The 14,667-nt window shown below is 42.4% G+C and carries 14 protein-coding genes; all 14 read right to left on the reverse strand.

Annotated features, from left to right (window positions below; all coding sequences use genetic code 11):
- Positions 1-231: 231 nt before the first annotated feature.
- Positions 232-993 (reverse strand): glycosyltransferase family 2 protein, encoded by a 762-nt coding sequence (locus tag GRQ40_RS14245; RefSeq protein ID WP_066146315.1) that lies wholly within the window; start codon positions 991-993, stop codon positions 232-234.
- Positions 953-2,449, reverse strand: coding sequence for an alkaline phosphatase family protein (locus GRQ40_RS14250; protein WP_080862100.1), 1,497 nt, complete (start codon positions 2,447-2,449; stop codon positions 953-955). Before GRQ40_RS14250 ends, GRQ40_RS14245 begins: the two co-directional genes overlap by 41 nt.
- 137 nt (positions 2,450-2,586) lie before the next feature.
- Complete coding sequence (locus GRQ40_RS14255; protein ID WP_159720231.1) at positions 2,587-3,531, reverse strand: NAD-dependent epimerase/dehydratase family protein; 945 nt, start codon at positions 3,529-3,531, stop codon at positions 2,587-2,589.
- 248 nt (positions 3,532-3,779) lie between these two features.
- The gene (gene ssuD, locus GRQ40_RS14260) at positions 3,780-4,907 is read right to left on the reverse strand and encodes an FMNH2-dependent alkanesulfonate monooxygenase (protein ID WP_159720232.1); all 1,128 of its coding nucleotides are present in this window, start codon (positions 4,905-4,907) and stop codon (positions 3,780-3,782) included.
- A 28-nt stretch (positions 4,908-4,935) separates the two neighbouring features.
- On the reverse strand, positions 4,936-5,469 hold the full coding sequence (gene ssuE / locus GRQ40_RS14265; protein ID WP_159720233.1) for an NADPH-dependent FMN reductase: 534 nt from the start codon (positions 5,467-5,469) through the stop codon (positions 4,936-4,938).
- 22 nt (positions 5,470-5,491) lie between these two features.
- Positions 5,492-6,331, reverse strand: a complete 840-nt coding sequence (locus GRQ40_RS14270) for an ABC transporter permease (RefSeq protein WP_159720234.1) — start codon at positions 6,329-6,331, stop codon at positions 5,492-5,494.
- Positions 6,324-7,340, reverse strand: a complete 1,017-nt coding sequence (locus GRQ40_RS14275; RefSeq protein ID WP_159720235.1) for an aliphatic sulfonate ABC transporter substrate-binding protein — start codon at positions 7,338-7,340, stop codon at positions 6,324-6,326. Before GRQ40_RS14275 ends, GRQ40_RS14270 begins: the two co-directional genes overlap by 8 nt.
- 31 nt (positions 7,341-7,371) lie before the next feature.
- Entirely contained in the window at positions 7,372-8,115 is a 744-nt protein-coding gene (locus GRQ40_RS14280; RefSeq protein WP_159720236.1) for an ABC transporter ATP-binding protein, read from the reverse strand.
- A 489-nt stretch (positions 8,116-8,604) separates the two neighbouring features.
- A complete protein-coding gene (gene trxA, locus GRQ40_RS14285; RefSeq protein WP_044742977.1) occupies positions 8,605-8,919 on the reverse strand; it encodes a thioredoxin in 315 nt (104 codons plus the stop codon).
- Positions 8,920-9,140: 221 nt separating this feature from the next.
- The gene (locus GRQ40_RS14290) at positions 9,141-10,118 is read right to left on the reverse strand and encodes an electron transfer flavoprotein subunit alpha/FixB family protein (protein WP_159720237.1); all 978 of its coding nucleotides are present in this window, start codon (positions 10,116-10,118) and stop codon (positions 9,141-9,143) included.
- 301 nt (positions 10,119-10,419) lie between these two features.
- Complete coding sequence (locus GRQ40_RS14295; protein WP_066146343.1) at positions 10,420-11,193, reverse strand: electron transfer flavoprotein subunit beta/FixA family protein; 774 nt, start codon at positions 11,191-11,193, stop codon at positions 10,420-10,422.
- A 79-nt stretch (positions 11,194-11,272) separates the two neighbouring features.
- On the reverse strand, positions 11,273-12,046 hold the full coding sequence (locus GRQ40_RS14300; RefSeq protein WP_159720238.1) for an enoyl-CoA hydratase: 774 nt from the start codon (positions 12,044-12,046) through the stop codon (positions 11,273-11,275).
- 24 nt (positions 12,047-12,070) lie between these two features.
- Positions 12,071-12,655: a fatty acid metabolism transcriptional regulator FadR gene (locus GRQ40_RS14305; RefSeq protein WP_066146349.1), complete on the reverse strand. Its 585-nt coding sequence runs from the start codon at positions 12,653-12,655 to the stop codon at positions 12,071-12,073.
- Positions 12,656-12,742: 87 nt separating this feature from the next.
- Complete coding sequence (locus GRQ40_RS14310; RefSeq protein ID WP_159720239.1) at positions 12,743-14,431, reverse strand: AMP-binding protein; 1,689 nt, start codon at positions 14,429-14,431, stop codon at positions 12,743-12,745.
- Between the last annotated feature and the right edge of the window lie 236 nt (positions 14,432-14,667).

The following is a 14,667-nucleotide window of genomic DNA, read 5'->3' on the forward strand; positions in this document are numbered from 1 at the left end:
AATGCGTGACAAAAAGGCAAGCCTGTGGACCTGCCTTCCTACCATGGAGCTCGTTCAATCTTTCAGCTGCATTTTAGATAGACGACAGAGCCCATCACCCGCTTTTCGGCAGCCGACCATGCCGCGTTTGTCATACGGAGCTGCGATTGAGAGAAATCTATCTTATTACTGAAAAGAGCGAAGCCTCCCTTTCTTAGAAAAGCGCGTTTATCCATTCCGCGCTCTGTCCCGCTAGGAGCATTGCTTTTTAACCATATCGGGCAATCGATGGGCTGTAAAGTCGATGTCGACTTTTTTTACAGGGCGCTTCATTTCTTTCCATATTGCCGGAAAAACCGCTGACATATAGGCCCAAAACTTAATAAACGAACGGCCCGTTGTCCTTGCTTTATAACGGATGGGCACTTCTTTCATCCGAAACCCTTTGCGAACTAAATGAAGGGTCAATACTTGGGCATAATTATAGTCATGAATAATATGCGCATGCTCCATTGCTTGACGTGAAAAAGCGCGCATACCCGACTGGCCGTCATAAATCCATGTTCGTAGGAGCAAAGATTGCAGACATGTGAAAAAATAATTGCCGATGCGGCGATGCCATTTCATTCCGCGAATTTCACCAAGAAAACGCGATCCCATCGTATAATCTGCCTCCCCTTTAAAAATAGGAGCCAGTAATTCCGGAATTTGCTCCGCTGGATACTCGTTATCCGCATCAATCATTACGCTAATATCAGCACCAAGGCGCAGGCATTCTTGCAATCCTTTTCTGACGGCCGCGCCAAGCCCGCAATTGCGCCCCATTTTGTATATATAGTCCGCTCCTGCTTCTTTAGCCACCGCTACTGTTTGATCGGTTGACCCATCATCAATCACTAATATGCTCACTTCTACAAGCGGATGGAAATGACGTGGTACTTTTTGTATCACCTCAGCAATAGCAGCTTCCTCATTATGCGCCGGTAGAAATACGATTACTTTCTGCTTTTTCATGATTTCCCTTCTTTCGTATCGCTTCAATCAGAACAGGTCCACGGCTATGGCTCGGATAGGGTGCTCCCAATAAATAAGCGATCGTTGGGGCAAGCGACACAAGACTATGCTTTTCTTCTACTTGTTTTCCGCTTTCTATAGTTGGTCCATACATAAAAAAAGGAACATATCGTTCACCTTCATCAAGATGACCATGTCCCCCAATTCCGTCTGATTGACCGTGGTCAGAGCAAATAATGAATGTGGCGTTTTGTAATTTTCCCTCTTTTTCGAGCCATTCGACATATTCTTGAATCAGAGCATCGGCCTCGGCGATTTTTTGAGCATATTCATCGTAAAATACACCGCGGCTGTGCCCTGTTTGATCTGTTGCAATCAACTGAATAATTAATAAATCAGGGTCTTGCTCCTTCATGATGAACTTGGCGCGTTCTATAATGTTTCGATCCGCAACATCATTCTTCATCACCGCGGTTACCGTTTCAACATCGGCGCCAAACGAATCAACAAGATGGGCAATTCCTAACAATCGGCCTTTTTTGCCAACTTTTCTAAGCGAATCAAAAATGCTTTCTACTTTTATGCCCAGCTTCCATACCATATTTGATTGAATGCCATGCTCAAATGGATATGTGCCCGTAAACATGGAAGTAAAACAAACGACCGTACGAGCTGGATAAACAGTCTCCATTTGCTTAAACTCCGTTCCGTTCTTGCGCAATGCTTTTAAAAATGGCGCTTCGGCTTGCTCAAAGCGGTCTTTCCGCATTCCGTCAATGACGATCACAATTACTTTTTCATTGAGTGCACGCTTCGGTTCTTCTACATTATTCGTGTAGGTAGGAATTACTTTCGGCTTCCAATCAAATAAATATTTATGGAGAATAAAAGAAAATAAAAAAACAAAAGCGTAATAAAGTCCGAGAGCTTCATATGAAATCATTTTCCAATCCATGCTGATCTGCTCATAGCTGTATTGCCAAAGGGACAATAGCAATAAAAATTTCGGAAGCTGTTCTTGGGCATTGCCGCTCGTCGAATCACTATTTTTTAATACAAGCTTCCAAAATCGAGTAAAATTCCACCAGGTTGTACCAATTCGCAAATGATAATAGAGCGTTCCCCAAAAAAAGACGGTAAAAAAGAAGTAGAGCCCGACAGCTAACAATAATAGCTTCACATCGGTAAATGGCCACACAAGCAAAAACACGATGTATGGAATCCATAAATAATTCCGCAAAAATAACGGATAATCATATCGGTAATACATCACAAAAAGCGGAAGCACAAGCAGCAAACCAAGCAAAAGCGGCTTTATATGCTCCCCTTGTCCGATATCCATACTATGATAAAGCAGCATTGTACCAATGACAAAAATAGGGGTAAATGGCTTTCCCTCATTTAATAAATTCCAACAACGGGCTGCAATTTTTTCAAACTTCGAGGCTTTTTTCATTTGAGTCCCCTCCCCTTCCATCAACAAATGCATCTGGTTCATCGCCTTCGGAAATAGTAAACATATCATAGCGCCATTCTTATAATCACAAACATAAGTATAAATCCTATCGTTCGTATGACCCATATATCTTGTATTTACGCCTCATATTCTCTCGCCCACTCAATCGTTTTTTCCAATCCTTTTTCAAATGGAACCGTTGGTCGATAATCGAAAGCCTGCTGCGCTTTTGTAATATCGGCCCATGTTTCTTTCACATCCCCCATTCGTTCTGATGCATAGTTTACTCTCATTTTTGGAAAATAAATCCGCAGCTTCTTTAACAATTGCTCCATTGTAACCGGCCGTCCCGAACCTAAATTAAACACATCGTTTGGTCCGCTGCGCCGCAAAGCTAAAACCATCCCGTCGACAATGTCATCAATAAAAGTATAATCGCGCGCCGTCCTCGTTCCATACACCACAATTTCTTCCCCGCGAGAAAGCAGATGAATAAATCGGCTGATCGCCATATCCGGCCGTCCCCAAGGACCATAGACTGTAAAATAACGAAAAATGGTAAGCCGATAGCCAAATAAATGAGCATAAGCATGACAAAATGATTCTGCGCCATATTTTGCAGCAGCATAGGGAGAAATAACGTTTCCTGTCGCCATCTCTTCCTTGAGTGGTACTCTCTCTTGATTACCGTATACTGAGGAAGAAGAAGCGAACAAAACATGCTTGGCCCCTGAGCGTCCTGAAGCAGTCAAAACATTAATCGTCGCTTTAATATCATAATCAACATAATCAAGCGGCTGTAGCAAAGACTTTGGAACGCCAGGCAAAGCCGCTAAATGATAAACACAATCGGGTTGATATTGCTTAAAAATGGATTCAGTCCGTTTCTCGTCAAGCAAATCTACGTCATATAGATGCACATCGTATCCGCTTGTCAAAACCTGAAATTGCCTCCGCTTTCGTTCTGGAGAATAATAAGGATGGAAATTATCAATCACCGCAACACGATGTCCGAGAGAAAGGAGTTTTTTTACGAGGTGACTGCCAATAAAGCCAGCTCCTCCTGTTACTAAAACATTCAATGACTTCACCCCACTACACTTTTCCCCATTCATCGTACCACAACAAGAAAGCAAAGACACGATATTCCGTTTCTAACAGCAAAAGCGTCCTTATCTCCAAACAGATTGTGATTCAAAAATGAAGCTTCATTGCAAATCGATTATAGAGAGAATAATAATCAATGTCAATAATCACCATCACATCTCTTAGATTGATTTTATCCAAACAGAAAAGAGCCTGTTGATAAAAAGCAGGCTCCTTTTCCTATTTAAACTTTAATAAAGGATGGGAAAAATTCGTTTCCAATCACTTCTCCTTGAACGACTACTTGTTTTTGTTTACTGTGATGGAGTGGTAAAAGAGGAAATAGTAATTCCGCTACGCGATAGGCCTCCTCAAGATGAGGATAACCTGATAGAATGAAATGTTTAATCCCTAATTGATGGTATTCTAATAAACGATTGGCTACCGTTTGCGGATCCCCTACTAAAGCTGTTCCCGCCCCGCCTCTTACAAGACCAATTCCGGCCCATAAATTCGGGCTAATTTCCAACGACTCTCTCCGGCCGTTATGCAGCTGCTTCATTCTTTGCTGACCGATCGAATCATAGCGAGAAAATACCCGCTGTGCTTCTTGAATGTTTTTTTCATCTACATATTGAATCAAGCGATCCGCTGCTTCCCACGCCTCTTCTTCCGTTTCACGCACAATGACATGAAGGCGAATGCCAAATTCGATATTTCTTCCGTGCTGTTCCGCTAATTTTTTCACACTCGCAATTTTCTGTTCCACTTGTTTCGGCGGCTCCCCCCATGTCAAATAGACATCACTATGCTTGGCAGCTACACGCTGGCCGGCTGATGACGAACCTCCGAAATAAATCGGCGGATGAGGTTTATTTACAGGCGGAAACAGCAGTTTTGCTCCCTCTACCTTCAAATGATTTCCTGAAAATGTCACCTCTTCTCCGCTTAACAGCTGGCGCCAAATCGTTAAAAATTCATCTGTCGCCTCATATCGCTCATCATGGCTTAAAAATACTCCATCCCCTGCAAGCTCTACCGGATCTCCTCCAGCTACCACATTAATCAGCAAGCGCCCTTCAGACAAACGATCAAGCGTGGAGGCCATTCTTGCAGCAAGAGTAGGTGTCATTAAGCCTGGCCGAACGGCTACAAGAAATCGAAGCTGCCGAGTTTCCGCTGCCAATGCTGCAGCAAGTAGCCATGGATCTTCGCATGACTTTCCCGTCGGAATCAATACCCCCTTATAACCAAGGCGATCCGCTGCTTGAGCAATTTGCCGAAAGTACATATATTCTGCTTCACGCCCACCTTTAGTCGTTCCAAGATAGCGACCATCCCCATGAGAAGGAATAAACCATAATAGTTCCATTCTTTTTCCCCCTTTTCCCATTTAAAAGTTAAACCGATGCTTTTTCTATGGAGATTGAGCGAATCAGATCCTCTAGCCGCTGCTTTGCGTCTCCTTGAAAGGTGATTTCTCCTCTTTCATCCTTCTCAATCGCCTGATCTAATATAAAGACTCCATGCAAAATCTCCCGCGCCCCTAAAATAGAGAAAATCGGCTTTAAGGAATATTCAATCGATAACAAATGAGCGATTGTTCCTCCCGTAACCACCGGGGCAATGATTTTGTTTGCAAAAGCCTTCTCTGGTAATAAGTCGAGAAACGCTTTTAAAATTCCTGTATAGCTCCCTTTGTAGACAGGGCTTAAGACAATGACGGCGTCAGCTCCTTCAATTAGTTCGTGTGTATGTCTTATCGCTTCACTAGTAAATTTAGCGTGTAATAAATCCTCTGCCGGCAAATCGCGAACGTGAATGCATTGAGCATCGTGATTGCGTTCTTGGAGTTGTTTTTGCAAATAATTCGCCACTTTGGCCGTTTTTGATTGCTTGGATGGACTTCCTGAAATTAAGATAATGGTTGCCATTTGATCTTCCCCCTTGTTCGTTTTACATCGTTCCTTTATACGTATCCTGCCAACGAAGCAGCCATTTTTCCAACAGTCGTACAAACGAATCGGTTACTTTTCCACCGAGTGCGAATAAGATAATCCCTACAAATACAATATCTGTATTGCTAAATTGTCTTGCATCCATCATCATATAGCCAATTCCTTCCGTTGACCCCATCAGCTCTGCAACCACAAGGCTAAGCCATGCTGCCCCTAAAGATAAGCGAATTCCTAGCAAAACATTAGGAAGAGCAGAAGGAAAAATAAGCAGCTTAATTTTTTGCCACGTATTAAAGTGAAAAATACGCGCCACATCAAACAATTTGGCATCGACTCCCCGTATGCCGAGAAAAGTATTTACATAAATAGGGAAAAATGCTCCTTTAGCAATAAGCAGGACCTTGGAGGCTTCACCAAACCCCAACCATAAAATAAACAAGGGAGCTACCGCCAAATGCGGAATCGTACGCAGCATTTGCAGCGTTGGATCAAGCACCTCTTCTGTTCTTGTTGAAAAGCCAACAGCAATTCCCGCGATTAGGCCTGCAGCTGCTCCAATTAAAAACCCGGAGAGTGCGCGAATGGTGCTAATTTTCAAGTGCATGACTAGCTCCCCAGAGATGATGAGCTTGTAGGTTGCTGTTGCGATATCGAACGGGGTTGGCAAGACCGTTTTAGAAACCTCTCCAAATTGTCCGAACAGCTGCCAAATAATGAGAATGGCTAGCGGGATGAGGAACGGTGATATCCATTTTCGCGCTTCTACCTTTTGAAACGGGATTTTGCTCCAAGCTCTCCTCTTCAACAGAGGATTGGCCACAATCGTCGTTTTATTCATTCTGTTTCTCACCTTCTTTCTTTAATTCTTGTAATGCCTTGTTAATATAGCGATTATCAACAACCTTGCTTACATCAATTTTTGTTTTGATAACCTTTTGTTCATATTGAAAATCTGCAGTTTGTTGCTGTGCCTGAATAATATCCTCCGTAATCGGTTCGTTGAGTGGCGGATTGTTCTGCAATGCTCGTATTACGACTTGTTTATCCAATTTCTTAGCTTTGGCATAAAGATCAACAGCTTCCTCAAAATGTTCGTTTTGCCAGCGGCGGACTTGCTCATATACTTTTAAAAATTTGACTGTTAAATCCGGATTTTTTTCAATAAACTTCGTACGCGCTATAACAAAACCCGGAGAGTATGCATGCAAATCTTCGCCATCCGCAATCACTCTTGCTTGTTTTTTAATCACTTCATATGAAATAAATGGTTCCCAAATAGCCCAAGCATCTACCTTTTTTGTTTCAAAGGCGGCCTGTGCTTCATCTGGCTGCAGCTGAATCATTTCAATGTCAGATGCCTTTAAGCCTGCATATTCAAGCGCTTTATATAAAAAATTGAAACCGCTACTTCCTTTAGCCACTGCGATCTTTTTCCCTTTTAAATCTTTTAAATCATGAATGCTGCTGTCCTTGGGAACAAGGATCGCATCTCCCTTTTCTCCATTTGATCCTTTACTAATTTCCTTAAAATCAATTCCAGCTGCTTGAGCAGAAATAACTGGAGAATTTCCAACAGCTCCAAAGTCGAGATTATTGGATGCCATCGCTTCAAAATGAGGGGGGCCGCTTTGGAATTCAATCCACTGTACCTTCACACCGTCTTTGACAAATTCTTTTTCAAACCATCCCTTTTCCTTTGCTAGCAATAGCGGTCCTAAACTTTGCTGAATGCCGATGCGAATCGTTTTCGTTTTAGATTCCCCAGCGCTCTTAACCTCTTGCTTTGAGCATCCTGTACTTGCAATCATGAATGCTAATAGTACTAGAAAAAGATGGATTTTTTTCATATCGCATCAGCTCCTTCTCCCGTTAACACCTCTAGCTTCTTATAAAAAGAGAGGCTTCGTTTTTTTCGAATTCTTCTAAAACCTTTTGTCTCATCTCTTGAAAAGAAGCATGCGCTCGCTGGCGCGGAAATGGCAAATGGACAGGAATCGTTTTACCGATCCTCCCTGGCTTTGCATTCATAATGACTAATTTCGTCCCAAGGTAAACGGCTTCATCTAAGTCATGAGTGACTAAAATCATCGTAATTTGCTTGCTTTTCCATATTTCAAAGAGGACATCCTGCAAATGCTTCCGCGTAAACGCATCAAGAGCGCTAAAAGGTTCATCCAGCAATAAAACTTTAGGCTCGCGCAACAGCGCTCTGGCAATGGCAACTCTTTGTGCCATTCCCCCAGACAATTCCTTTGGATAAGCTTTTTCAAATCCTTTTAATCTTACAACATCCACTAATTCATCTATCTTTTGGCGAATCTGACGATCTTTTAATGGTAAATTCAATGCTATATTTTCCTCTACTGTAAACCAAGGGAATAGGCGATGTTCTTGAAAGATAAATCCTCTCTCCGTCTCTTGATCATTGAACTTAACTGTTCCTTTGTAATCTTCATCAAGGCCCGCTATGATCTTTAAGAGCGTGCTTTTCCCGCAACCGCTTGGACCAATGATCGTAACAAATTCTCCTTCTTCAATATCTAACTGAATATTTTGCAGCACAGGTACTGTGGCTACTCCATTTTGAAAGGATTTATCTGTTATCCAGACTTGAATGCTCACCAGCCTCACTTCCTTCTTTTATGTAATGATATAATAAAAAGTCAGGCATGCAGTCTTGAATATACATCGCACCTCCTTTTAATTCATATTATCCCGATGAATTAACTATGATTTTTTTTACTAAAAAAAGCTTTTGATGATCTACATCAAAAGCCTTCGGTCTATCCGATCAGCCATCCTCTATTCCTAGTTAACGCATCGGATTTATTGGTTAAGATTATAAGTGATAACATATTCTCTCGTCAATCCTTTTTTTACATTTTTATGTAGATACTTGTGATGTGAAATTTCATTGATTCACTTACGGTCCCTGTGCTGTATACATATGATGAATGGAACGGTATGTGTCAACCTTCACAGCCGGAAGCTCTTACAGCAAATGTTTTTTTCGCCACGTATGACACAAACATTAACCTGTCACATGTCATCTATATAGTCAAAAAAAAGAGACTCAGCCAAGCGGAGTCTCTTTGTAAAGCATGTTTGCTATTACAGATGCTTTTCTAATAGTTGGGCAAGCGCTTCCTTCGGTTGGAAACCAACTGTTTTATCGACAACATCGCCATCCTTGAATACCAACAAAGTCGGGATGCTCATTACACCATATTTAGATGCAGTTTCTTGATTTTCATCAACATTTACTTTAACAATTTTTACTTTATCGCCCAAGTCTTCAGCTAATTCTTCTAATACTGGCGCAATCATGCGGCAAGGTCCGCACCATGGAGCCCAGAAGTCCACTAATGTAACCCCTGTGCTTGTTTCAGTTGTAAATGTTTGATCAGTCGCATTGACAATCGCCATTATTTCATTCCTCCTACTTTCATAATAAATGTGAATGTTGCGCGACGAAACTCGGCGTTTTTTCTCATCCAATCGCTTTTCAGCTACACATCTGTAAGAAGTATATCACTTTATAACAGAAGGTGCTAACTTTTTGCTTCAGTTCTAATATTTGCTTTCAGCCAATAATTATAACAAAAAAACGAGCAAAGCCGATAGAACTTTGCCCGTTTTCTTAAAACTTAGGAGTGAACTTTTAGCTTTTTGAATTCCTCTGTCAGCAACGGCACCACTTCAAATAAATCCCCTACGATTCCATAATCGGCTACCTTAAAGATATTGGCTTCTGGATCTTTGTTAATCGCAACAATCACTTTTGAATTGGACATGCCAGCTAAGTGCTGAATCGCCCCTGAAATTCCGCAAGCAATATATAAATCTGGAGTGACTACTTTACCGGTCTGCCCGATTTGTAAGGAATAATCGCAATATCCGGCATCGCATGCTCCCCGCGAGGCTCCCACAGCTCCTCCAAGAACATCAGCTAATTCTTGAAGCGGCTTAAATCCTTCCGCACTTTTCACTCCGCGTCCGCCAGCCACAATGACCTTCGCTTCTGATAAGTCAACGCCTTTCGCTGTTTTGCGCACAACCTCTTTCACAATTGTTCGCAAATCTTTAATGTCAACAGACAGGCTCTCTACATTGCCAGAGCGAGCATCGTCGCGAGAAAGGGCTGAAATATTGTTTGGACGAATCGTCACAAAGATGTGGCCATCTGTCACTGTCTTCTTTTCAAAGGCTTTTCCGGAGTAGATAGGACGCGTAAATAGGAGTTCTCCATCTTTTTCTTCAATAGCAACAACATCTGAAATTAATCCAGCATTCAGCTTAGTTGCTAATTTTGGCGATAAGTCCTTTCCAAGAGCAGTGTGCCCAAATACAATTCCTTCTGGCTTTTCGGCATCAATCGCTGCCATTAGTGCTTGAGCATATCCATCTGGTGTGTACGTTTTTAATTGATCGCTTTCCACGGCAACCACACGATCGGCGCCGTAAGCAATCAGTTCATTGGCATAAGCTTGGACGCTTTCTCCTGCTAATACAGCGACAACCTCTCCGCCTTGGGCAATCGTTTTAGCTGCCGCAATGGCCTCAAATGATACATTTCTTAATGATCCGTCACGAATTTCCGCTAATGCTAATACTTTTCGAGTCATATTGGATCCCCCCGTATGTGAAAAATAGGCTGTTTTGCTATGCCATTCGGTTTTGTTCAAAGTGATCTCCCCACCACCTACGCTTCGCTTAGAGGAGGGGGCTTCAAGCGACTTGTGCGTGTTCGCTGAACGGTAAGCCACACACAAGAACCCTTTCGCTTCCCTTCGTTCCGAAGGAGTCCGTTCGAACGATAGAGTATCCTATCCGTTGGCGATTGCCAATCGAAATTCATCTCCCCACTACTCGCTGGCCTGTCGCCCTTCACGTTCCTTGAAGATGGAGACTTCTTTTGGAAAGCGGTTAAATTACTTTAGCTTCTGTGCGCAAAAGCGTTACAAGCTCCTTCACTTGCTCCTCTAATTCTCCTTGAAGAATTTTCCCCGCTTCTTTTTTCGGCGGCAAGAAAATTTCCACTGTTTTTGTTTTGGGCTCTACATCCTCTTCTTCGAGATCAAGATCATCTAATTCTAATTCATCAAGCGGTTTCTTTTTCGCTTTCATGATTCCCGGCAACGAAGGATAGCGAGGCTCGTTAAGCCCTTGTTGTGCTGTCACTAATAACGGAAGCGAGGCTTCGATGACTTCCTCATCGCCTTCTACATCGCGGACAACCGTCGCTTTTCCACCGTCGATCTCAAGCTTTGTAATGGTGGTTACATAAGGAATGCCAAGCATTTCTGCTACGCGCGGACCTACTTGCCCTGATCCTCCGTCAATGGCAACATTGCCCGCGAGAATCAAATCCGGCTGCTTATCTTTTAAAAATTCCGCAATAATTTTCGCGGTTGTATATTGATCGCTTTCTTCAACATCGTCTTCTGTATTGATCAAGACCGCTTTATCGCATCCCATAGCAAGAGCGGTTCGCAATTCTTTTTCAGCTTCTTCATTGCCGACCGCCACGACAGTAATCTCTCCTCCGAACTTATCGCGCACTTGGATCGCTTCCTCAATCGCATACTCATCATATGGATTGATGATGAATTCTGCTCCATCTTCATTGACTTGGCCATTTTGAATGACAATTTTTTCTTCTGTATCAAATGTGCGTTTCATTAAAACAAAAATATTCATGGAAAGCCCTCCCTGTATGTTTATCAAACATTTGTTCACTTTTAAATATTCTGTAAATTAAAGGCAATAAAGAGCGTTTTCACTTTCCTTGGAATTGCGGCAGGCGCTTTTCAATGAACGCTTGCACACCTTCTTTTCCATCTTCGGATACAAATACCTTGCCGAACAGCTCCGCTTCAAGCTGTACTGCTTCATGAAAAGGCTGCGATTTTGCCGCATTAAGCAGTTCAAGCGTCGCGCTTATCGATACAGGGCTCTTTTGTGCGATTTTATTGGCTAATGCCGACGCTTCCTGCAACAGCTGTTCTTCTGGTACAGCTTTATTCGCTAATCCCCACTGAACAGCTTCCACTCCCGTGATCGGTTCAGCCGTCCACATCATTTCAGCCGCCTTTCCAATCCCTACATAGCGTGTTAAGCGCTGTGTTCCTGCAAATCCCGGAATAAGACCAAGCTGGAGCTCTGGCAATCCAAGCTTTGCATTTTCAGCCACAATGCGAATATGGCAACCCATCGCCAGTTCCAATCCGCCACCAAGAGCAGCACCATGAATAGCGGCAATAACTGGCTTTGGAAACTGTTCAAGCTTCTCCATTACCTGCTGTCCGGCACGCGCCAACTCCGTTGCCTGCTCCCTTGCACCAATGGTTGTAAATTCTTTAATATCAGCACCAGCTGAAAAAAATCTACCTTCTCCGTGAAGTAAAATCACACGAACGCGTTCATCGTCCTTCAACTGATCCAGCAGTTTTGAAAGCTCTTTCAAAACGGCGGACGACAATGCGTTCGCAGGAGGACGAGAAAAAGTGACAGTTGCAACTAATTCCTCCGTATTGACCTTCAAAAACTCCATATTTTCCTCTCCCCTTTACAAAAATCAAGAGGCTGAACAGCCTCTTATTAGCAGCTCATGAACCGGTTTGGCCAAAGCGGCCAAGTCATACTTCTGTTCATTCATCACCCACGTTGTCACCGTTTCGTCAATTGTTCCAAAAATCATCTGCCTTGCTAAGCGGACATCCAAGTCACTGCGAAACTCGCCAGACTCTATTCCTTCATTAATGATTTGTTCCACTACCCGCAAATAACCTTTCAGCACTTCATTAATACGAGTGCGCAATTCTTTGCTTGATTGACGCAATTCAAGCTGGGTTACAATCGCCAAGTGATGATCAGCTGACAGAAGCTCAAAATGTTTTTTAACTAACATATATAACTTCTCTGAAGCACTCGAAATTCCTTCAATTTCTTTTTGAATTTTTTCAATAAATGAACCCATTTTTTCTTGAAAAAGTGACACAAGAATATCTTCTTTATTTTTAAAGTAGAGATAGATGGTTCCATCGGCTACACCTGCTTGCTTAGCGATTTTCGAGACTTGTGCATGGTGATAGCCGTTTTCGGCAATTACAATGACTGCCGCTTCAATAATTTGCATAAATTTTGGACTGTTACGTTTCAATCGTCATTCCCCTTCTTCAAACATGAATGAATAATCATTCATATTTTAATTTTAAAAATTATCTCATCTATTTGTCAAGAAAAAAAATTATCCAAGCTTTGCCTCTCCTTTTTTTGTTTCTTCTTCAATTAATGCGCGGCGTAAAATCTTTCCGACCGCCGTCTTTGGCAGTTCTTTGCGAAATTCATAAATGCGCGGTACTTTATAGGATGCTAGCTTGCTTCTCATAAATTCATTCAATTCTTCCTCCGCGCAATTCATCCCTTCTTTCAAAACAACAAACGCTTTAACGGTTTCTCCGCGATATTCATGCGGAACTCCAACCACAACCGCTTCGCGAACCTTCGGATGCTCATACAAAACTTCTTCTACTTCTCGCGGATAAATATTATATCCACTCGCAATAATCATATCTTTCTTGCGATCCACAATGAAGAAATATCCTTTTTCATTCATGTAGCCAATGTCACCTGTATAAAGCCACCCATCGCGCAGTGCGCTCTCTGTTTCAAACGGCTGGTTCCAATAGCCTTTCATCACTTGTGGCCCGCGGACCACAAGCTCGCCAATCTCGTTCATATCCGCTTCCTCGCCCGTTTCTAAAGAAATGATTTTTGCTTCTGTATCAGGCCACGGGACACCGATGCTTCCTTTCACTCGCTCCCCATCCCATAAAAAGTTGGCATGAGTAACTGGCGAAGCTTCCGTTAAGCCATATCCTTCAATCACTTTCCCACCTGTAAGCGCTTCAAACTTTTCTTGCACTTCCACTGGAAGAGAAGCCGATCCGCTAATGCACGCTTTAATGGATGATAAATCATATTTTGATAAATCGGGGTCATTTAATAAGGCAATATACATCGTTGGGGCCCCTGGGAACAACGTCGGTCTTTTCTTTTCAATCGTTTTTAATGTCGTCTTAATATCGAATTTCGGCAGCAAAATCATCTTATAAGCTTGCATAATCGATAAATTCATAATGGTTGTCATTCCATACACGTGAAAAAACGGCAACACTCCTAAAATGGTTTCTTCTCCTTTCGGACAGCGATACATCCAGTGAACGCACATAATTGTGTTAGCGATTAAGTTGTGATGGGTCAGCATCGCTGCTTTAGGAAACCCTGTGGTGCCGCCTGTATATTGTAGCAAGGCTACATCCTCCATCGGATCAATCTCCATATGAATTTCTTCCTTTTGGACCGTCGCCATGATCATTTCCCATAGATGTTGGTGGTCTCGCTCTTCAATGCGGACAAGGGGCTGCTTTTGCTTTTTTTGAACGAATGGATAGAGGATTTTTTTGACAAGCGGCAAATATTCCTGAAGCCTTGTGACAATCACATGCTTTAATGGCGTCGCTCCCTTCACCTTCATTACTTTCGGATATAAAATGTCCAATGTGATGATGATGCTTGCTTCACTATCTTTAAGCTGATATTCCAGTTCTCTTTCCATATAAAGAGGATTCGTTTGAACGACAATTCCGCCAGCCAATAAAACTCCATAATAACTAATTACGGCCTGCGGACAATTAGGCAACATGATCGCCACCCTGTCTCCTTTTGCCAAGCCAATCTCAAGGAGGTAGCGCGCCAGCTTCAGTGACTGCTCATAAATATCGTGAAACGTTAATCGTTTTCCTAAAAAATCAATTGCCTCTTTTTGTCCAAACTGAGCTGCTGTTTCTCGCAAATAATCTGTCAACGTTTTCTGCGGATAATCCAGATGATGCGGGATTTGCGGGGGATAGTGGGCAAGCCAAGGTTTTTCCATCGTATCTCCTCCATTTTTGATAATTCTGACGATTTACTTTCATTTTATTACATTTTTTAAAAAATTACATTAAAAAAATAGCCTGTGTTACAGAATCGTCTTCATCTCAACATAATGGAGGACCCCCGCAGTGCTAGCTGATCATGTGCTGCGTCAGCCTTTATCGCTGTATAAGCAGGCGACAAGCCAATTTCGTATCTGACATCACAAGTCGTTCATTAGAAAAAATAAAGCGC

The organism is Anoxybacillus sp. PDR2 (assembly GCF_009834045.1).
Classification (GTDB): Bacteria; Bacillota; Bacilli; order Bacillales; family Anoxybacillaceae; genus Anoxybacteroides; species Anoxybacteroides rupiense.